This window comes from Streptomyces sp. NPDC104096, assembly GCF_055584385.1.
The window spans coordinates 1-19145 of the sequence record NZ_JBVJMD010000032.1 but is presented as its reverse complement, the minus strand read 5'-3'; the positions used below and the strand labels follow the sequence as shown (position 1 = coordinate 19145).

Genomic DNA, 19145 nt, shown 5'->3' with positions numbered 1-19145 from the left:
GCACAGTGACCACCGAGACGATCAGCACCCCCGAGACGGTGACCGCCACCGACCCCGGCGCCGACGCCCTGGAGGCGACCCGGCACGCCCTGGTCGCCCGGCTCGCCGCACTGTCCGCACCGGAGCAGCTCGCCCACCTCGTCGACCTGGTCACCGCCCAGGCCGAGACCGCCCGCACCGAACAGAACCCCGACGAGAGCTTCGACGACGAACTCGACGGCGACAGCCCCTTCTTCGAGGTCGGCTTCAACTCCCTGAGCGCCGTCGAACTGCGCAACCGGCTGGTCGAGGCCACCGGCCTCACCCTCAGCCCGATGCTGCTCTTCGACTACCCCACCCCCGCCTACGTCGCCGAGTTCCTCCAGGAGCAGCTCACCGCCGAGGAAGGTGCCTGAGATGCCCGCGCACTCCGATGTCCTGATCGTCGGCTACGGCCCCGTCGGCCAGCTCCTCGCGCTGCTCCTCGCCGACCGCGGCCGCACCGTCACCGTCGTCGAGCGCTGGCCGCAGGCCTACCCCATGCCGCGCGCCGTGGCCTTCGACGGCGAGGGCGCGCGGACGCTGTCCGCGGCCGGCATCGGCGGGCTTGTCGGCCGGATCGGGGAACCCTCCGGCGCGTACCGGTGGCAGAACGCCGACGGCCAGGTCCTGCTGTACATCGACGGCGCGGAGCGGAAGCTGGCCGGCTGGCCGGAGTCCACCTCGATGTACCAGCCGGCCCTGGAGGCCGCGATGGAGGCACGCGCCGCCGGGCACCACAACATCACCGTGCACCGCGGACACGAGGTCGTGCGCATCGACGAGGACAGCGCGCCGGACGGCACGGTCCGCGTCATCGCGGCCGCCCCCGACGGCGGCGAACTGGTCCTGAGCGCCTCCTGGGTCGTCGGCTGCGACGGCGCCAACAGCTTCGTGCGCCGCGCGATCGGCACCGAGCTGGCCGACCTGGGATTCTCCCACGACTGGCTGGTCTGCGACGTCGTCCACCACGACGGCCGCACCTTCGACCCCAACAACCTGCAGATCTGCGACCCGGCCCGCCCGCGCACCTCGGTGTCCGCGGGGCCCGGCAACCGCCGCTACGAGTTCATGCGGGTGGCGGGGGAGACGGTGGACGGGCTCGACACAGTCGAAAGCTGCTGGGAGCTGCTGAAGCTCTTCGACGTCTTTCCGGCCGACTCCACCCTGCGCCGCCACCACGTCTACAGCTTTAGGGCCGGCTCGGCCGAGCAGTGGCACCGCGGCCGGCTGGTGATCGCGGGCGACGCGGCCCACGTCATGCCGCCCTTCGCCGGCCAGGGCATGTCCTCCGGATTCAGGGACGCGGGCGCGCTGGCCTGGCGGCTGGACGCGCTGCTCGCCGGGCAGGCCGGCCCCGAGGTCCTCGACCACTACGCACAGGAGCGCCGCACCCACGTCAGACACGCCATCACCATGTCGGTCAACCTCGGCCGGATCATCTGCCAGACCGACCCCAAGGCCGCGGCCGACCGCGACCTGGTGATGAAGGCGGCCGCGGAGCGGGCCGCGGCGGCGGGCACCGCGCCGGCGCAGCGCTCCCCGCTCCAACCGCTGACCAAGGGCTTCCTGCACCACGCCCCGAACGGCCGGCCCGCCGGACCCGCCGGCGCCCTCGCCCCGCAGGCCCGTATCGCCCAGGGCAACCGCAGCGGCCTGTTCGACGACATCGTCGGCCTCGGCTTCGTCCTGCTCACCACCGAGGACCCCGAACTCCTGCTCACCGAAGCCGACTTCACCTACCTCGCGCACCTGGGCACCCGCATCGTGCGCATCCTTGCCTCCGGCACGGACCCGGCCCTGACGGCCCCCGGCGAGGTGGTCGACCTCGACGACGTCTACCTTCCGTTCCTGACCGCCGCGGCCGCGACCACCGCCCTGATCAGACCGGACTTCTACGTCTACGGAACGGCCGCGGGGCCTGAGGCCGTACGGTCCCTGCTCGACGGCGCCCGCACGGCACTGCGGGCCCGGGTGGCCGCCTGAGGGCAGCCCAGAGGGCCGCACCCCCGTGATCCGGGGGTGCGGCCCGCCGGCGAAACGGGGAGCGAGCCCTTCGCCGTAGGCGGCTCACTCCTCGCGCGGCATCCGCGCCAGGACGCTTCGCACCACCTCCTCCGGCACGGAGGCGACCAGTTCGGGGCCCCGGGGGCCGTCCAGGACGAAGGAGAGGTCCGTCATCGCCTTCTTGTCCAGCCGCATCAGCGCGACCAGTTCGGCGTCGCGCACACCGGCCGGCAGCCGGTGCGGGAGCCCGTAGTCCCGTACCACTTCCTCGTGTTCGGCCGCCCGTGCCTTTCCGATCCGGCCCAGCGCCTGCGCCAGCCGGCCGGCGAAGACCGTGCCGATCGCGACGGCCTCGCCGTGCCGCAGCGCGAAACCGGTGGCCCGCTCCAGGGCGTGGCCCAGCGTGTGACCGTAGTTGAGGATGTGCCGCAGCGAGGCGTCCCGCTCGTCCGCGGCGACGATGCGTGCCTTGCACGCCACGCTCGCCGCGATCTGCTCGACGAGCGGCCGCCCGCGCAGGTCGCCGGTCCCGATGAAGTGCGCGCGGGCGATCTCCCCGTACCCGTTGCGCCACTCGCGCTCGGGGAGCGTGCCCAGGAAGTCGGTGTCGCACAGCACCGCGGACGGCTGCCAGTACTGGCCGACCAGGTTCTTGCCCTGCGGCAGGTTCACCGCGGTCTTGCCGCCGACACTGGCGTCCACCTGCGCGAGCAGGGTCGTCGGCAGATGGACCACCGGCAGCCCGCGGTGGTACAGCGAGGCGGCCAGCCCCACCGAGTCGGTCGTCGTGCCGCCGCCGACGGAGACGACGGCGTCCGCGCGGCTGAGCCCGAACTCGGCGAAGTCCCGGCACATCCGTTCCACGGTGGCGAGCGACTTGTCCTCCTCGCCGTCGCGCGCCGGCAGGTGCAGGGTGGGCAGCCCCGTGTCGGGCAGCAGCGACCGGGGCCGGGCGGAGACCACCACGGCCTTGCGGGCGCCGAGCCCGGCGAGGATGCCGGTGAGTCGATGCCGTACGCCCGCGCCGATGTGGACCGGGTACGAGCGCTCACCCAGGTCGACGTCGATGCGCGCGACGCCGGCCGCAGCAGTCGTAGCAGTCGTAGCAGTCAAGGAGAGTCCTTCCGTCAGGCCGACTGGAGGGGAACGACGCCCGGGACATGCGTGAAAGGCGCCGGCACCGGGGTGCCGGCGGCCAGGGCCGAGCGGATCGTGCGGGCCGCCCGGGCGCCGGTGCGGGCGGGGATGCCCAGCCGTTCGTGGGTGAGCAGGACGTGGTCGTACAGCAGGAAGTTGACCGGTACGCCGTCCTTGCGGGCCGTGGCGACGGCGTCGCGGACCGAGGACAGGTAGCACTCCCACAGCGCCGGGTCGCCGGGAACGGGCACGTCCGCGGCCGGCGCGGCGGCGCGGGCGTCCGCCTCGGCCGCCTCCTGCGCCCGGTCCGCCGGGTCAAGGCCGGCCGCGCCGAACTGCCAGAAGTGGAAGAGGAAGGCGCCCTGTTCGCGCTCGGGCACGAGCCGGCTGATCTGCCACAGGTGCGCGACGGCCAGCCACTGGCGCTGGGCGGGGTCCAGGGCGCCGTCCAGGAGGAGTTCCAGCGCGAACGAGCTGGAGCGGGTGGCCAGCCGGTGCGCGATGCGCAGGGTGTGCGGGGTCTGGTACTTGGCCGTCTCCGGGACGTAAGCCCCGCTGATCATCGGCCAGTTGTAGGTCGAGGTGTGGGCGAGCAGCCTGCGCTCCAGTTCCTTCAGCACGGGTTCGAAGGAGTGGAACCACAGTGCGAGATCCCCCTGGCCCGCGGCGTCCGGCCGGCGGAACTCCCACAGCGCGTCCGGGTCCTGGGCGCGCAGATGGCCCACCAGGCCACCGACCATCGAGGTCATCACCCGGACGGCGTGGGTCTCCGGCCTGCTCTGCATCGGGTTGGGCAGGCGGACGAAGAGCCATTGACGGTTCATCGCGGAAATCTCCTCGCGGGACGGCAGGACGTCTGGACGGATGCCGTGAGGCTAGGGTCCGCGGGGCCCCGGATTTTGCGGTGGGCGCGCAGTGGCCGGCCCAGGCCCGAAGTGAGGGCGCAGATAGGGGGGTCGGGCCGGGTCGGTGGGTGCGCGGTTGCCGGGGGGTGGGCACGGCTGGCGAGACTCGCGGGAATGAGTGGTATCTCGGGATTCCTCGGTATCGACATCGGCGGCACCAAGGTCGCCGTCCGGGTGGAGGGGGAGGGGGCCGAGCCGTACTCGGCCGGTTTCCGCTGGACGCCCGGCGCGGACGTGGGTGCGGACATGAGCGCGCTGGCCGACTGCCTGGCGGCGCTGCGGCGCAACTGGCCGGGTCCGTTGCGTGCGGCGGGCGTGGCCATGCCCGCCACGCTGGATGCGCAGGGCCGGGTGACGGCGTGGCCCAACCGTCCCGGCTGGGCGGGCCTCGCCCTCGCGGACCGACTGCGCGGCATGCTGCCCGGCACGGCCGTGGCCGTGGCCGACGACGGCGACCTCGCCGCGCTCGCCGAGGCGCGGGCGGCGAATCTGGCCGACGTGCTCTACGTCGGCGTGGGCACCGGCATCGGCGGCGGCAGCGTCCTGGCGGGCGAGCTGTGTCCCGGGCCCGCCCGCGGCTCCTTCGAGCTCGGCCATGTCGTCGTCGACCGCGCCGGCGCCCGGTGCGACTGCGGGCGGCGCGGCTGCGTGCAGTCCCGCGCCTCCGGCCCCGCGATCCTGCGCCGCGCGGCCGAACTGCGCGACGCGCCGGTGACGTACGCCGAACTCGCCCAGGCGTGGCAGCGGCGGCTGTCCTGGGCGGTGGTGGCGGTGGACGAGGCATGCGCGGTGCTGGCCGCGGCGATCGTCTCGGCCGCGGAACTTCTGCACCCCGAGGTGGTCATCGTGGGCGGCGGCTTCCCCTCCGGCCTGCCGGGCTTCACCTCCCTCCTCTCCCGCCACGCGGCCCGGCTCTCCCGCCCGGGCCATCCCGCCCCGCCCCACCAGGACGCCCGCCTGGGGCCCCTGTCCTCGCTGGACGGTGCGCTGGCGCTGGCGCACGCGACGGCCACGAACGCAAAGGCGCCGGAAGCGGCGGTGAGCGGCTGACCCGCCCGGGCACAGGCCGGGCTCCCCGGCCCGCGACGCCGGCCCACGGCCCTGGCCCATGACGTCGGCCCACGGCCCCGGCCCATGACGTCGGCCCGTGGTCCTGGCCCACGATGTCGGCCCGTGGTCCTGGCCCACGATGTCGGCCCGTGGTCCTGGCCCATGACGTCGGCTCACGACGCGGTCACGCCGCCTCGGCCGCTTGGCCGCGAGACCCCCGCCGGCCGGCCCCGCCCGAGGCGCCCCCGGCCGGCCGCCCCACTGCCGCCCCCGCTTCCCCCGCCGAAGCCGCCCCTCACCCCCGCCCGGGCCACCCCACCAGTGGGCGCCCGATTCCCCGCCAGTGGTTCGACCACCCCGACACTGAAGCCGCGCAGGCCGCGTACCCCCCACCCCCGGCCCGGCGGCGCTGCCCCCTTCTATCCATGACTCTCTTCGAGGAGTGCTGTGTACACACGTCGAAACGTTCTCCGGGCCGGAGCAGCAGCAGGAGCAGGAGCCGGGCTGGTGCTGGCCGCGTCGGCCGCGGGGGCCGGTGCCGTCGTCGCGGGTGCGCCCGGTGCGGCCGTGGCCGACGCCGACTGGAGGGGGCTTGGAGCACGGCTCCAGGGCGACCTCGTGCTGCCCGCCGACGCCGGCTACGAGCTCGCCAAGCAGAACCAGTTCGCCGAGTTCGACGCCGTGCACCCGACGGCCGTCGCGTACTGCACGAGTCCGGCGGACGTCCAGGCCTGCATAAGATTCGCCCGCGAGCAGGGGATATCCGTCCGCACCCGCAGCGGCGGCCACAACTACCGCGGCTGGTCCACCGGCGAGGGCCTCGTCGTCGACGTCTCCCGCATCCGCCACGCCGTCGTCGGCACGTCCACGATCCGCATCGGCCCCGGCCTGCAGTCCGCCGACGCGCTGAGCGCCCTCGCCCCGCACGGCAAGCAGATCATCTGCGGCACCTGCCCCACCGTCTGCCCCGGCGGCTTCCTCTCCGGCGGCGGCATCGGCTACCAGACCCGCAAGTTCGGCATGGGCCTGGACCACGTCAAATCCGTCCAGCTCGTGCTCGCCGACGGCCGCCTGGTGCGCGCCTCCGCCTCGCACAACCCCGACCTGTACTGGGCCCTGCGCGGCGCGGGCGGCGGCAACTTCGGCGTCGTGACCGAGTACGAGGTCACCCCCATCGACGCGCCGCGCATGGTCTTCTTCGACACCACCTGGTCCTGGGACCGCGCCGAGGAGGTCTTCGCCGCCTGGCAGACCTGGCAGCTCAGCAGCCCCCTCGCGCTCGGCTCCGCCCTCATCTTCATGCTCCCCGACGCGGCCCCCGGCGAGGTCCCGCAGATCATCGTCACCGGCGGCTACCACGGCTCGCAGGCCGACGCAGACACCGCCCTGGACCGGCTGACCTCCCTGGTCGGCGCCCAGCCGACCAGCCGCTCTGCCACCGACCTGCCCTACCACGAGGCGATGAGGACGGCCTACGGCTGCGGCGACCTCACCCAGGACCAGTGCCACCGCGAGGGCACCGGCCCGGACGCGCTGCTGCACCGCGTGGGCTGGCTGCGCGAGGCCTACCGGTTCTTCGACAAGCCGTTCACCCCCACCGACCTGAACCGGATCGTCACGGCCTGGGACGCCGACCGCCGCCCGGGCCAGCGCCGCTTCCTGCACTGCATGTCCGTCGGCGGCGCCGCGGGCAACGTGGCCCCCACCGCCACCGCCTTCCCGCACCGCTCCGCCAACTTCATCGTCGGCTTCACCACCCAGCTCGACCAGCCCACGCACCTTGAGGACGAGCAGGCCGCGACCGCGTTCGTGCAGAGCGGCGCCGCGCTGCTGAACCCGCTGGGAGACGGCGCGTACGTCAACTTCCCCGGCTCCGAGCTGCCCGACTGGGCGAGCCAGTACTACGGCGACAACTACCAGCGGCTGCTGGGCGTCAAGCGCCGCTACGACCCCCAGAACTTCTTCCGTCACCCCCGCTCCATCGGCAGCACCACGCAGTGACGCCACGCCCCCCGACCAAGGAGAACTGATCATGAGTAACCCGACGGGCCGCCGCACCGCCGTGGTCATCGGCGCCGGCATCGCGGGTCTGACCGCTGCCAAGTCGCTGTCGGAGGCGTTCGAGGCCGTCGTGGTCGTCGACCGCGACGAGCTGCCCGACGGCGGCCGGCCGCGCCGCGGCGTGCCGCAGGGCCAGCACTCGCACGTCCTGCTGGTGGCGGGCCAGCGCGCCCTGGAGGAGCTCTTCCCGGGACTGGGCGAGGAGCTCGTCGCGGCCGGCGCCCAGGTCTTCGACTCGGGCGCGGACCTGCACCTCTACCGGCTCGGCGCGGCCTGGAACCCGGTGCACAGCGGGCAGCCGTTCGTCTCCATGAGCCGCCCGCTGCTGGAGTACACGATCCGCCGCCGCATCCAGGCGCTGCCCAACGTCACGGTCCGCCCGGGCACTTCGGTCTCCGGGCTCGGCGGCGCGGACGGCCGCGTCAGCGAGGTGATCCTGGACGGCGAGCGGCTCGCCGCCGACCTGGTCGTGGACACCACCGGCCGCGGCAGCCGCTCCGACCGCTGGCTGGCCGCCCTGGGCTTTCCCACCCCGCAGGTGGAGGAGGTCAAGGTCAACGTCGGCTACGTCAGCCGCATCTACCGCCGTACGCCCGGCGACCTCGACGTGAAGGCCGCGTTCGTGCAGCCCACCCCGCCCGCCGAGAAGCGCATCGGCGCCGCGCTGCTGATCGAGGACGACCAGTGGCTGGTCTCGGTCGGCGGCTGGCACCGCGACTACCCGGCCGCCACCGAGGACGGCTTCCTGGCGCACGCGGAGAGCCTGCCGGACCCGATCATCGCCAAGCTGGTGCGCCAGGCCGAGCCGCTCACCGAGCCGGTCGCCTTCCAGTACCCCGCCAACCGGCGGCGCCACTTCGAGGAGCTGGAGCAGGTGCCGGCCGGCTATCTGGCCCTGGGTGACGCCATCTGCAGCTTCAACCCCCTCTACGGGCAGGGCATGACCTGCGCCGCGCAGGAGGCGCTCGCCCTGGGCCGGCTGCTCGCCGAGCACGAGGGCGTCACGGCCGACCTGGCCCGCGCCTTCTACCAGGAGGCCGCGGGAGTGCTGTTCGTGCCGTGGCAGGCCGCCATCGGCGGGGACTTCGACTATGCGGAGACGGCCGGCCGGCGCCCGTACGCCGCCGAGCTGTTCGGCCGCTACTCCACCCAGGCGCAGCTGGCCGCGCAGGTCTCCGGCGAGGTCCGCAAGGTCATCCTCTCGGTGCAGCACCTGCTCGCGCCGCCGATGGCCCTGTGGGAGCCCTCGCTCACCGCCGAGATCGTGCGCGCCGCCCGGCACGAGGCCGAGGGCGCACAGCCCGAGTTCGGCCACGGCGGCCACGGGCGTCCCCTGTGGACGGCGGCGGACCGGGACGCCGAGCGGATCCGGGCCGCGCTGCGCGAAGCGGGCCTTGCGGAGTTCTCCGACAAGGCGCCCGGCTTCGCGGTCGAGGGCGGCGAGCCGATCCTGGTCGCCCGCCTCGACGGCGGCGACCTGGGCGACTACGTCGCACCGATCACCGCGGCCGGCTTCACCGCGGCCGCCGACCCCGAGGACCCGACCCTCCTGCGCGTGACGGCGTAGGGCGGCAACGGCATCCAGGAGAAAGGGGGGTCGACGGCCGTGAACGGCTCGCGAAAGGCCCGCGGCTCAGCGCGCAGCGCCGGCCGGCTCCTCCTCCTGGGCGGCGGCCAGGGCGGCGCTGTCGTAGGCCGCCCGGGCCGCGGTGACGGAAGTGCGGTTGCGCTCCGCCCAGTCCATCAGCGTGACGAAGGCGTCGTGCAGTTCGCGCGCGCTGTCGGTGACGCTGTAGACGACCTTCGCCGGCACGGTGGGGTAGACGGTGCGCACCAGCAGCCCGTCCCGCTCCAGGCTGCGCAGGGTCAGGGTGAGCATGCGCCGGCTGATGCCGGGGATGGTGCGCTCCAGTTCGGTGAAGCGGACCGGTTTCTCGGCCGCCGCCAGGACGATCTGGATGCTCCACTTGCCGCTGATCCGGTCCAGCACCTCCCGCACCGGACAGGCGTCTTCGTCGCCCCCGCCCTCCGCGACCTGGTCCGTTACACCGGTGTTCCGTTGGGACATGAAAGTGCCTCCTTCCCTGTCAGGCCATCGTTACAGATGATGGTGTCAGTAACAAGACGTAACGTCAGCGCACCAGTTGAGACCTGACTGAACACCCATATCAACCAAGCAATCCCCCCAGAAAGGAAAAATGGCATATGTCTGCCTCGTCGCCTGCCCGGTCCGCCGGGCGGTCGGGTACGAAGATGGCGCTGCTGGCGTTCTGCATGCTCATCTTCTCCGTCGACTACAACATCGTGTACGTCGCGCTGCCGGAGATCGGCCGTGAGGTCGGCTTCTCGGCGCAGTCCCTGCAGTGGGTGGTCAGCGCGTACTCGGTCGGTCTCGGCGGCGCGCTGCTCATCGGCGGCCGCGCGGTGGACCGCCTGGGCGCCCGCCGGATCCTGGTGCTCGCCCTCGGCCTGTACGGCGTCGCCTCGATGGCCGGCGGCCTGGCCGGCTCCCCGGGTCTGCTGATCGCCGCGCGCGTGGTCCAGGGCCTGGGCGGCGCGCTGCTCTTCCCGGCCACCCTGTCGCTGATCAACACCAGCTTCACCGAGGACTCCGAGCGCAACAAGGCCTACGCCTGGTGGGGCACCGCCGGTGCCTCCGGCGCCATCATCGGCTCCATGGTCGGCGGTCTGCTCACCAACTACCTGGGCTGGGAGTGGGTGTTCTTCGTGAACGTCCCGCTGTGCCTGCTCGCCATCGCCGGCCTGCTGTCGAACTTCGACGCCGACGCGGTGCAGGGCGACTCCCGCGGCTTCGACCTGCCGGGCGCGCTGCTGGCCACCGGTGCCTCGACCCTGCTGGTCTTCGGCCTGATCAGCGGCCCCGAGGCGGGCTGGGGCTCGGCCCGCACCGTCATCGTGCTGGCCGCCGGCCTGGCGCTGGGCGTCGGCTTCTTCGCCCTGGAGTCCCGCACCGCCGACCCGCTCGCCCCCTCCCGCCTGTTCGGCTACCGCGGCCTGCTGACGGCGATCCTGATCATCTTCGTCTTCCAGGGCGCCATCAACACCCTGCACTACCTGTTCTTCATCCAGCTCCAGGACGTCATGGGCTACAGCCCGCTCCAGGCCGGCCTGGCCTTCCTGCCGATGAGCGCGGTCGCCATGCTCGGCTCCAACAAGCTCCTGCCGCTGGTGGTCAAGCGCTGGGGTCTGCGCACCGCGCTCTTCGCCGGCATGATCGGTGTCGGCACGGCGATGATCGTGCTCGCGGCCTCCATGTCCACCAGCCACAGCTTCTGGCCGCTGCTCCCGGCGGTCCTGCTGTGGGGCCTGTTCGCCGGCATGATCTACCCGGCGATGTTCATGGCCGCCGGCTCGGATGCCGCCCCCGACGAGCAGGGCGTCGCCTCCGCCCTGGCCCAGACCTCCGCCCAGATCGGCGGCGCGATGGGCATGGCGGCCCTGATCGCGGTCGCCAACTCCGGCCTCGACCTCGGCGAGGGCGCCAACAACCCGGTCTCCGACGTGGTCGACGGCCTGCAGCTGTCGGCCCTGGTCGGCGGCGTGGCGGCCATCGCCGGCGCGTTCCTGGCCTTCCGCGTCAAGTCCCAGAAGGCCACGGCCCAGCAGGCCGACGCCCCCGCCGCGGCCGAGGTGTCCGACCAGACGCCCACGCCCCAGACGGTCAACTGACCCTAAGGGACCCGCTCGTATCCCCTCCCCGACCCACTCGCCCGCCGGCGCCCCGTGCGCCGGCGGGCGCTGGCGTGCGCGGAGGCCGGCCCCGGCCGGTGGCCGGCCAGTTCCCCACGGGTTGGCCGGCCGGTTCCCGGCCCGTTGGCCCGCCGGTTGCCCGCCGATGGCCCCGCCCTGCCGATAGTGGTCGCGGGCCGCGAACGGCCACCACGTCTGGGGGATCAGCCATGCTTGTCGAACGCGAGGAACATCTGGATCGGCTGCGCCGCGTCCAGGAGGCCGCGCTCGCCGGGAGGGGCCAGCTGGCGCTCATCGAGGGCCCGTCCGCGACCGGCAGGACGCAACTGCTGCACGCCTTCGCCGACCGCGCCGAGGCGGCCGGCTTCCGGCTGCTGCACGCCCTGTGCTCCCGGCCCGAGCGCACCCGCGCCCACGCGGTGGTCGACCAGCTGCTGCGCTACGACGGCCCGCCCGGCCACGACACCACGGCACGCTCCGCCGACGAGCTGTGGGCGGCGCTGCTGGAACGCTCCGCGACAAGTCCGCTGCTCATCGCCGTCGACGACGTCCAGCACGCCGACGAGCCCTCCCTGCGGATGCTGCTGCAGCTCTCCCACCGGCTGCGCTCGGCCCGCACGGTCATGGTGTTCACCGACAACACCGACGTCGCCCCGGTCAGCCTCCAGCTGCGCGCGGAGCTGCTGCGCCGGCCCCACCTCACCCGGCTCAAGGTCGCCCCCCTCAGCGAGGCGGCCGTCACCGCCTTCCTCGCCCCGCGCCTGGGCCACCAGACCGCGCGCCGCCTCACCCCGCACTTCCACCAGACCACCGGCGGCATCCCGCTGCTGCTCACCGCCCTCGCCGACGACTGGGAGAGCAGCGACGACGACGAGAGCATCGGCCCCGCCTACCGCCTGGCCGTGCTCAGCTGCCTGCACCGCGGCGACGAGGCCGCCCTCGCCCTGGCCCGCACCCTGGCGGTGCTCGGCCCCCACGTCGACGACGACACGGTGAGCGCCCTGGCCGGCGTCCCCCTCGAGCCGTCCCTGCGCGCGATGACCGCCATCGGACTGCTGCTGCCCGACAGATCGTTGCGCCACCCGCAGGTCCGCCAGGCGATCCTGGACGACCTCCCGCCGCGCGAACTGTCCGCCCTGCACCGGCGGGCCGCCGCACTGCTCTACGACGGCGGGGCGCCGGCCGGCCGGGTCGCCCGGCATCTGCTGGCCGCCGGGCGCGCCGACGAACCCTGGGCGGTACGGGTGCTGCTGGAGGCCGCCGACCAGGAACTGCTCGCCGACCGGCCCGACGCGGCCGGGGTCTGCCTGGAGCTCGCCCAGCGCTCCAGCGGCGATCTGAGCGAACGGGCCGAGATCCTCGCCCGCCTGGCCCACACCGAGTTCCAGTCCGACCCGGCCACCGCGGCCCGCAGCCTGCCGCAGCTCCTCACCGCCGACCGGGCCGGCCGGCTGCGGTTCGCCGAATCGGCGCTGCTGATACGGCACCTGCTGTGGCACGGCCGGATGGCGGACGCGGCCGAGGCGATCGCCCGGCTGCGCACCGCAGCCCCGGCGCAGGCGACGGCCCCCGGGGAGGAGAGCGACCTGGAGCAGTGGCTGAGCTGGGCACATCCCCCGCTCGCCCGCCCGGCCCGCACCCCCCTCCCCGCACCGCGCCGCCCGGGCGGTGGCGCCACCGTCGTGGCGCTGCGCAGCGAACCCTGGCTGGAGCGGGCCGCCGCGCTCGCCGGCGAACTGGCCCGCGACCGCCACGTCGTGGTCGAGCGCGCCGAGCAGGTGCTGTGGGACCTGCGGCTGAGCCGCTCGGCCTACTGGTCCGAGGAAGCGGCCCTGCTCGCCCTGCTCACCCTGGTCCACGCAGAGCGCACCGACAGCGCGGCCGAATGGTGCGAACGCCTCACCCTGGACGCCGCCGAACGCGCCACACCCACCTGGCAGGCCGTCTTCCAGGCGGTCCGCGCCACCATCGCGGTATCCCAGGGCGACCTCGCCGCGGCCGTCGAACAGGGGCACCTCGCACTGGACCTGCTGCCGGCCAAGTCGTGGGGGGTGGCCATCGGGCTGCCGCTGTCCAGCCTGGTCGTCGCCACCACCCGCATGGGCCGCTACGACGACGCGCTGCGCCACCTCTCCCAGGCCGTGCCGGCGGCGATGTACGAGAGCTGGTACGCGCTGCCCTTCCTCCAGGCCCGCGGCATCCACCACCTGGCCACCCACCACCACCGCGCCGCCCTGCGGGACTTCCTGTCCTGCGGGGAGCTGCAACGCCAGTGGGGCGTGCAGGACCTGGGACCGCTGCCCTGGCGGGCCGGCGCCGCCGAGGCCTGCATCCAGCTCGGCAACACCGACCGGGCCAAGCAGCTCGTGCACGAACAGCTCTCCCGCTCCGGCGCGAGCGGCGGCCGGGCCCGCGGCCTCGCGCTGCGGCTGTACGCGGCCACCTGCGCACCCGGGCGCGGGCTGCAACTGCTCAACGAGGCCCTGGAACTGCTGGAGTCGGCCGGGGACCGCTTCGAACAGGCGCGGGTCCTGGGCGACATGAGCCGGCTGTACGGCGAGGTCGGCGAGCAGCGCCGGGCCCGGATGCTGTTCCGCCAGAGCCTGCACGTCGCCAAGGCCTGCGGGGCGCAGCCGCTGACGCAGGAGCTGCTCGCCGGCTCCACCGACGCCGCCACCGAGCGCCAGCCGCTCCTGCCCTCGCACGAGGGGTCGGTACGCGAACTCACCGGCTCCGAGGTACGGGTCGCCTCGCTCGCCGTCATGGGCTACACCAACCGCGAGATCGCCGCCCGCCTGTACGTCACGCCGAGCACGGTGGAACAGCACCTCACCCGGGTCTACCGGAAGCTGAAGATACAGCGCCGCCAGGACCTGCCGTCGTTCCTGTGGCCCAACGCCTCCAAGGCCGGCTGACGCCCCGTCCCGCCTTCCCCGCGCCGTCCCCGATCCCCCTTCCCCCCGATTCCCGATTCCCGAGTCCCTTTTCCTGCACGGAGGTTTTCCAGGTGTTCGACACAGATTCCTATCTGAAGAAGCTGGGGTACTCCGGTCCTCTGGAGCCGACCCCCGAGCTGCTGCGCACGCTCCACAAGCTGCACCTGATGAAGGTGCCGTTCGACAACTCGCTCAACGCCGGCCGCGGGCTGGACATCTGGGAGTACGTCGACATCGACGTCGACGAGACCTTCGACGCGGTGATCACCGGCGGCCGTGGCGGCGTCTGCCACGAACTCAGCGGCCTCTTCCGCAACCTGCTCACCCGGCTGGGCTTCGACGTGGCCGTCATGGCCGCCGGGGTCCGGATGGCCAACGGCGAGTTCGGGCCCGAGATGGAGCACATGCTCCACGTCGTCCGGTTCGGCGAGGAGCGCTGGCTCGTCGACGTCGGCTTCGCCGGCCCCTCCTTCCTGGAGCCGCTGCGCCTGGCCTCGGGCCACGAGCAGGAGCAGTACGGCTGCACGTACCGGCTGGACGCCGAAGACGGGCACTGGACCCTCAACCGGCGTCCGCTGGACGGTGCCTGGGAGGTCGTCTACCGCCTCCCCGACGTCGTACGCGAGCTGTCGGACTGGCGCGGCGATGCGACCCTGCGCGAATACGCGCGCGAGCTCAACTCCGCGGTGACGCTGATCCGCGGCCGCGCCTTCGCCACCGGCCAGCTCACCCTGATCGGCAAGCGCCTGATCACGGTGGCGCAGGGCCGCCAGCAGATCCGTGTCCTGGTCAAGCCCGCCGACTACGACAACGCCGTGGAGTCCATCCTGGTCACGGAGATCTGACGGGCCCGGCCACCGCCCGGGCAGCGACGACGTGCGAGGGCGCCCCCCCTGGCAGGAGAGCGCCCTCGCACGCGTGGCGGCCGATGGCGAAGAGGTGGCCGGATCAGGCGACTTCGGCCACGGCCGGGCACAGGGCCAGCAGCTGCTCCGGCCGGTGCAGGGCCGCGTCCGGGGCGGCGGCCAGGAGTTCGGCCGCCTCGCACTCACCCCACAGCGCGGCCACCGTGTCGACACCGGCCGCGCGGGCCGCCGCGATGTCGGTGACGGCGTCGCCGACCATCATGGCCTCCTCGGGACGGGCCCCGAGCAGTTCCAGCGCACGCAGCACGATGTCGGGCGCGGGCTTGGCCCGGGCCACCTCGTCGGAGCCCAGGACATGGTCGAAGTGGTGCAGGACACCGAGGGTCTCCAGCAGGTGCCGGGCCCGGGCACCGGCCTTGCCGGTGGCGATGGCGGTACCAAAGCCGCGCCCGCGCAGCTCCTCCAGCACCGGGGTGACGCCGGCGAACAGCGGAACCCGGCCGGCGAGCCGGTAGCTCTCCCGGACGAAGGGCTCCTCCATCTCCAGCGGCAGCCCCATGAGTTTCATGATGTCGGGAAAATATCGGCCGAGATGGCGCTCGTACTCCTCGAAGGGAGCCTTTCCGTCGCCGATGACCTCGGCATAGGCGATCGTGAACGCCTCCCGCATGACCGGGAAACTGTCCACGATCACACCGTCGAGATCGAAGACGACCACGCGCTTGGGGTGGCTGAACGCAGCGCCGGTCGTGCCGGCGGCACCGCTCGTCTCGGGGGCGAAGGCGATACCAGAGTGCATGGGGATCTCCCTGACGTCGGTATGTCGGCGCACGGCGGGGCCGGGGGAGTGCTGCGGGGCACGGCCGGCCGTACGAAGCTGTTGATGCCGGTCGGCTTCACACGGCGGCGGGCACCGCCGGCGCGGGCCGCTCGCGGCGTGCCGAGGCGTAGAGCCGCTCGATGACACCGATGGTCCGGCGGGCCTCGGCGACGGCCCGGCCCTGGTAGCCGGGGTCGGTGAGCTGCCGGGGCAGGGCGCCGAGCTGCCGGTCGTACTCCGCGCCGACCGGCTCCTGTTCGAACGGGACCGGCGCGCTCTCACCATTGCTCACCAGCAGCAGTTCGGAGCCGCCCGCACGGTTGGGGCTGAAACCGAACGTGCACCGCAGCGAGACCGCCGCCGCGCTGCCCTCGACCCGGATCACGGTGGTGTCCAGCGCCTCGTGCGAGGCCCAGCTGGCCCGCAGGGCCACCGACACTCCGGTGGAGGTGAGAAGGAAACCCCGCGCGGTGTCCTCGACGTCCCCGCCGCCAGGCAGGGCCGCTTCCCCGCGCCGCCAGGAGATGTTGTGCGCGGCGGCGTTGAGGAAGTCACCCGAGACCGAGCCGAGGACCTGCTCGTAGTCGACGGCGCCCAGCAGCGGGGTGAGCGTGTCCAGCAGATGCCAGCCCAGGTCGACCAGGGCGCCGCCGCCGGACAGGTCACCGCGGGTGAACCAGCCGCCCGCGTCCGGCACCCCCTTGGCCCGCACCCAGGCCACGTCGATGTGCCGGATCTCGCCGGCCTTGCACGCCACGGCGGCGCCCAGCGCGGCGACGTCCGCGCGGTAGCGGGCGGCGCTGCCCGCCAGCAGCACGGCGCCGGCCTCGCGCTCGGCCGCGGCCAGCTGGACCGCCTCGGCGGAGGACAGACAGACGGGCTTCTCCAGGAAGACCGGCACTCCCCGGCGCAGCAGATTGACGGCCACCGCAGTGTGCAGGTGATTGGGTACGGCGACCACGGCGAGGTCCGCCAGGTCGGTGGTCACCTCCGCGACGTCGGCCAGCACGCGGATGTCCGGCCAGGTGGCCGCGGCGGCCTCGCGGGCCGCCGGTGACGGGTCGGCCACCGCCACCACCTCGTACGCCGGGTGCGTGAGCAGCCGGGACAGCCAGATCTCCCGCCCCGCCCAGCCCAGCCCCACGACGGCCACGCGCAGGCGCGTGGTCACAGCGTCGCCAGGGTGTCGGAGAGGATGTCGGCGATCTGGTGCATCTGTCGCTCCCCGGCGAGCAGCGTGCGGTGGTGCAGCCAGATGGCGTCGGCGTACACCGCCTCGGTGTTCGGGCAGCGGGCGGCGATCGCCTCGACGCTCTCCTCGGGCGCGCCGGTCTCCCAGAAGCCGTCCGAGCGGTAGATCGCCCGGAACGCGGCGAACGCCGGCAGCCCGCGCTCGATCAGCGCGTCGACCAGCCGGTTGCGGCGCTCGGCGGTCATACCGGGAAGACGGAACATCGCCATGTAGTGCGGGTTGCGGGTGACCCGCTCGTCGACGCGCTGCGGCTGCACGCCGTCGATCTGGCCCAGCAGCTGCGAGAGCACCGGCCAGTTGCGCTCCCGCGTGTCGATCTGAGTGCCGAGCCGGGCCAGCTGGGCGCGCAGCACGCTCGCGGAGAACTCGTTCATCCGGAAATTGGAACCCGAGGTCTTGTGGTAGTAGTACCGGTCCGTGCTCGGCCGGCCGCAGCTGTGCCGCAGGAACGCCTGCTCGCGCTGCTCGGCGCCCACGAACGTGACCAGACCGCCCTCGCCGGCCGTCATCAGCTTGCCGTTCTGGAAGCTGAACGCGGCGACCGCGCCCAGCTCGCCGACCTTGCGGCCCGTCCACTGAGCGCCGTGCGCGTGCGCGGCGTCCTGGATCAGCGGCACCCCGCTGTCCGCGGACAGCTTGCCCAGCGCGTCCATGTCGCACATCTGGCCGGCCATGTGGACCGGCATGATCGCCGCGGTGCGCTCGGTGACCGCGTTCGCGGCGGCCACCGGGTCGATGTTGTAGGTGTCCGGGTCGATGTCCACCGGCACGGCGACCGCACCGAGCCGCTGGGCCGCCTGCGACGAGGAGATGAAAGTGAACGCCGGCACGATCACCTCGGTGCCGGGGCCCACGCCCAGGACCTGCAGGGCGAGTTCGAGGGCATGCGTGCCGTTGGTGACCGCCAGGGCGTGCCCGGTGCCGTGGTAGGCGCCGAACTCCTCCTCGAAAGTGTCGACCTCGCTGCCGCCCATCCGCCACCACTGGCCCTGGTCGAGAGCGCGGACGAGACCGGTGCGCTCCTCGTCCCCGAACTGGGGCCACGCCGGGAATTCAGGCTTCGGCCGGGAATTCTGAGTCATTTCTCTTCCGCTCCTCCGCAGACAGAAATTGTGTCCCGAATCTACCGGCGCAAAAGCGGGCGGGTCATCCCCCTAAGGGGCCCCTATATCCCCCTTGTCAAGAGCCGCGCCGCGCAATCACAATTCCTCTTCGCACGGCATTGCTCTAGCCTTTTTCAGCAGTGCAGTCACCTGGAGGCGACATGAGCGAGCTGCTGCTCCTGAACGGGCCGAACCTCGGCATCCTCGGGCGTCGTGAGCCCGAGATCTACGGCACGGAAACCCTGGACGACATAGCCGAAGCGGTGGCGGACGAGGTCGCCGACCGCGGCTGGAAGGTGAAAAGCATTCAGCACGAATCGGAGGCGGAACTCATCCGCGCCATTCAGGACGGCTACGACACGGTGGGAGCCATCGTCAATCCCGGGGCGCTTATGATCGCAGGCTGGAGCCTGCGGGACGCACTCGCCAGTTACCCGCGTCCCTGGATAGAGGTGCACATCTCCAATATCTGGGCGCGGGAGTCCTTCCGGCACGCCTCGGTGATCGCCCCGATCGCCGACGGCCTGATCGCAGGCCTCGGCACCACCGGCTACCGGCTCGCCGCCCGGGCCCTGCTCGCCCTGACCCCGGCCGAGGCCCGATGAACACCGCCACACCCGTGCACAGCCGCCCCGCCCCGGGCGACCGTGCGGCCACCGACCCGTGGATACGGCGCTTCCAGCCGGCCCCCGACGCCCCCGTACGACTGGTCTGCCTGCCGCACGCGGGCGGCTCGGCCGCGCTCTACCTCCCCTTCGCCCGCGCCCTGTCCCCCCTGGCCGACGTCCTGGCGATCCAGTACCCCGGCCGCCAGGACCGCCGCGCCGAGCCGGGCATCACCCGCCTGGAGGACCTGGCCGACCTGGTGGCCGACGCGCTGGCCCCCTGGACGGACCGCCCCCTGGTCGTCTTCGGGCACAGCATGGGCGCCCTCCTCGGCTACGAGGTGACGGCCCGCCTCGAAGCGGCGGGCACCCCGCCCCGGGCCCTGATCGCCTCGGGCCGCCGCGCCCCCTCCTGCCACCGCGCGGAGACGGTCCACCGGCGCACCGACGAGGGGGTCGTGGCCGAACTGAGAGGACTGGGCGGCGTGGACCCCGCCTTCCTCGACGACCCCGAACTGCGCGCGATGATCCTCCCCTCGGTCCGCACCGACTACGAAGCGATAGAGACCTACACCCACCCACCCCCCCCCCCCCCCCCACCACCCCCCCCCCGCGCCGCGAACCCGCCACCCCCCCCCCCCCCGCGCCCCCCCCAGCCCGGCGGGCGGGCCCCC

At 73.3% G+C, this 19145-nt stretch carries 16 protein-coding genes; 10 read left to right on the top strand and 6 right to left on the bottom strand.

Features of this window, described 5'->3' with window-relative positions:
• The first annotated feature begins 5 nt into the window (after positions 1–5).
• Both ACZ60B_RS27590 and mhpA read left to right on the top strand, forming a co-directional pair.
• The gene (locus ACZ60B_RS27590; RefSeq protein WP_469391568.1) at positions 6–395 is read left to right on the top strand and encodes an acyl carrier protein; all 390 of its coding nucleotides are present in this window, start codon (positions 6–8) and stop codon (positions 393–395) included.
• A gap of 1 nt (position 396) precedes the next feature.
• Positions 397–2004 carry a bifunctional 3-(3-hydroxy-phenyl)propionate/3-hydroxycinnamic acid hydroxylase MhpA gene (mhpA, locus tag ACZ60B_RS27585; protein WP_469391482.1) on the top strand — a complete coding sequence of 536 codons (1608 nt, stop codon included), beginning with the start codon at positions 397–399 and terminating at the stop codon, positions 2002–2004.
• An 84-nt stretch (positions 2005–2088) separates the two neighbouring features.
• Here mhpA and ACZ60B_RS27580 read toward each other — a convergent pair whose 3' ends face one another.
• Positions 2089–3138 (bottom strand): 3-dehydroquinate synthase family protein, encoded by a 1050-nt coding sequence (locus ACZ60B_RS27580; RefSeq protein ID WP_469391480.1) that lies wholly within the window; start codon positions 3136–3138, stop codon positions 2089–2091.
• Between the two features lie 14 nt (positions 3139–3152).
• The gene (locus tag ACZ60B_RS27575) at positions 3153–3986 is read right to left on the bottom strand and encodes a lantibiotic dehydratase C-terminal domain-containing protein (RefSeq protein WP_469391478.1); all 834 of its coding nucleotides are present in this window, start codon (positions 3984–3986) and stop codon (positions 3153–3155) included.
• A 195-nt stretch (positions 3987–4181) separates the two neighbouring features.
• Here ACZ60B_RS27575 and ACZ60B_RS27570 point away from each other — a divergent pair, with 195 nt between their 5' ends.
• The 3 genes from ACZ60B_RS27570 (at position 4182) to ACZ60B_RS27560 (ending at position 8745) form a co-directional block, all read left to right on the top strand.
• Positions 4182–5117, top strand: a complete 936-nt coding sequence (locus tag ACZ60B_RS27570; RefSeq protein ID WP_469391476.1) for an ROK family protein — start codon at positions 4182–4184, stop codon at positions 5115–5117.
• A 447-nt stretch (positions 5118–5564) separates the two neighbouring features.
• The gene (locus ACZ60B_RS27565) at positions 5565–7118 is read left to right on the top strand and encodes an FAD-binding oxidoreductase (protein ID WP_469391474.1); all 1554 of its coding nucleotides are present in this window, start codon (positions 5565–5567) and stop codon (positions 7116–7118) included.
• Positions 7119–7149: 31 nt separating this feature from the next.
• Positions 7150–8745 (top strand): FAD-dependent oxidoreductase, encoded by a 1596-nt coding sequence (locus ACZ60B_RS27560; RefSeq protein ID WP_469391472.1) that lies wholly within the window; start codon positions 7150–7152, stop codon positions 8743–8745.
• A 66-nt stretch (positions 8746–8811) separates the two neighbouring features.
• Here the strand turns inward: ACZ60B_RS27560 and ACZ60B_RS27555 are convergent, their stop codons facing one another.
• Positions 8812–9246 carry a winged helix-turn-helix transcriptional regulator gene (locus tag ACZ60B_RS27555; protein ID WP_469391470.1) on the bottom strand — a complete coding sequence of 145 codons (435 nt, stop codon included), beginning with the start codon at positions 9244–9246 and terminating at the stop codon, positions 8812–8814.
• Positions 9247–9383: 137 nt separating this feature from the next.
• Here ACZ60B_RS27555 and ACZ60B_RS27550 point away from each other — a divergent pair, with 137 nt between their 5' ends.
• From ACZ60B_RS27550 to ACZ60B_RS27540, 3 genes are all read left to right on the top strand, one after another.
• Positions 9384–10868 (top strand): MFS transporter, encoded by a 1485-nt coding sequence (locus ACZ60B_RS27550; protein ID WP_469391468.1) that lies wholly within the window; start codon positions 9384–9386, stop codon positions 10866–10868.
• 230 nt (positions 10869–11098) lie between these two features.
• A complete protein-coding gene (locus tag ACZ60B_RS27545) occupies positions 11099–13804 on the top strand; it encodes a helix-turn-helix transcriptional regulator (protein ID WP_469391466.1) in 2706 nt (901 codons plus the stop codon).
• Between the two features lie 92 nt (positions 13805–13896).
• On the top strand, positions 13897–14670 hold the full coding sequence (locus ACZ60B_RS27540) for an arylamine N-acetyltransferase family protein (protein WP_469391464.1): 774 nt from the start codon (positions 13897–13899) through the stop codon (positions 14668–14670).
• Between the two features lie 103 nt (positions 14671–14773).
• Here ACZ60B_RS27540 and ACZ60B_RS27535 read toward each other — a convergent pair whose 3' ends face one another.
• The 3 genes from ACZ60B_RS27535 to ACZ60B_RS27525 all read right to left on the bottom strand — a co-directional run bounded on the left by ACZ60B_RS27535 (position 14774) and on the right by ACZ60B_RS27525 (position 17845).
• Positions 14774–15490 (bottom strand): HAD-IA family hydrolase, encoded by a 717-nt coding sequence (locus tag ACZ60B_RS27535; RefSeq protein WP_469391461.1) that lies wholly within the window; start codon positions 15488–15490, stop codon positions 14774–14776.
• Between the two features lie 97 nt (positions 15491–15587).
• A complete protein-coding gene (locus ACZ60B_RS27530) occupies positions 15588–16682 on the bottom strand; it encodes a Gfo/Idh/MocA family protein (RefSeq protein ID WP_469391459.1) in 1095 nt (364 codons plus the stop codon).
• Complete coding sequence (locus ACZ60B_RS27525) at positions 16679–17845, bottom strand: DegT/DnrJ/EryC1/StrS family aminotransferase (protein WP_469391457.1); 1167 nt, start codon at positions 17843–17845, stop codon at positions 16679–16681. The genes ACZ60B_RS27530 and ACZ60B_RS27525 overlap by 4 nt, the downstream gene beginning before the upstream one ends.
• 182 nt (positions 17846–18027) lie before the next feature.
• On the opposite strand from ACZ60B_RS27525, the gene ACZ60B_RS27520 reads away from it, so the two are divergent.
• Complete coding sequence (locus tag ACZ60B_RS27520; RefSeq protein WP_469391455.1) at positions 18028–18471, top strand: type II 3-dehydroquinate dehydratase; 444 nt, start codon at positions 18028–18030, stop codon at positions 18469–18471.
• Positions 18468–19145 (top strand): thioesterase II family protein (locus ACZ60B_RS27515; RefSeq protein ID WP_469391452.1); only part of this gene is annotated, 678 nt, incomplete at its 3' end. The genes ACZ60B_RS27520 and ACZ60B_RS27515, both read left to right, overlap by 4 nt.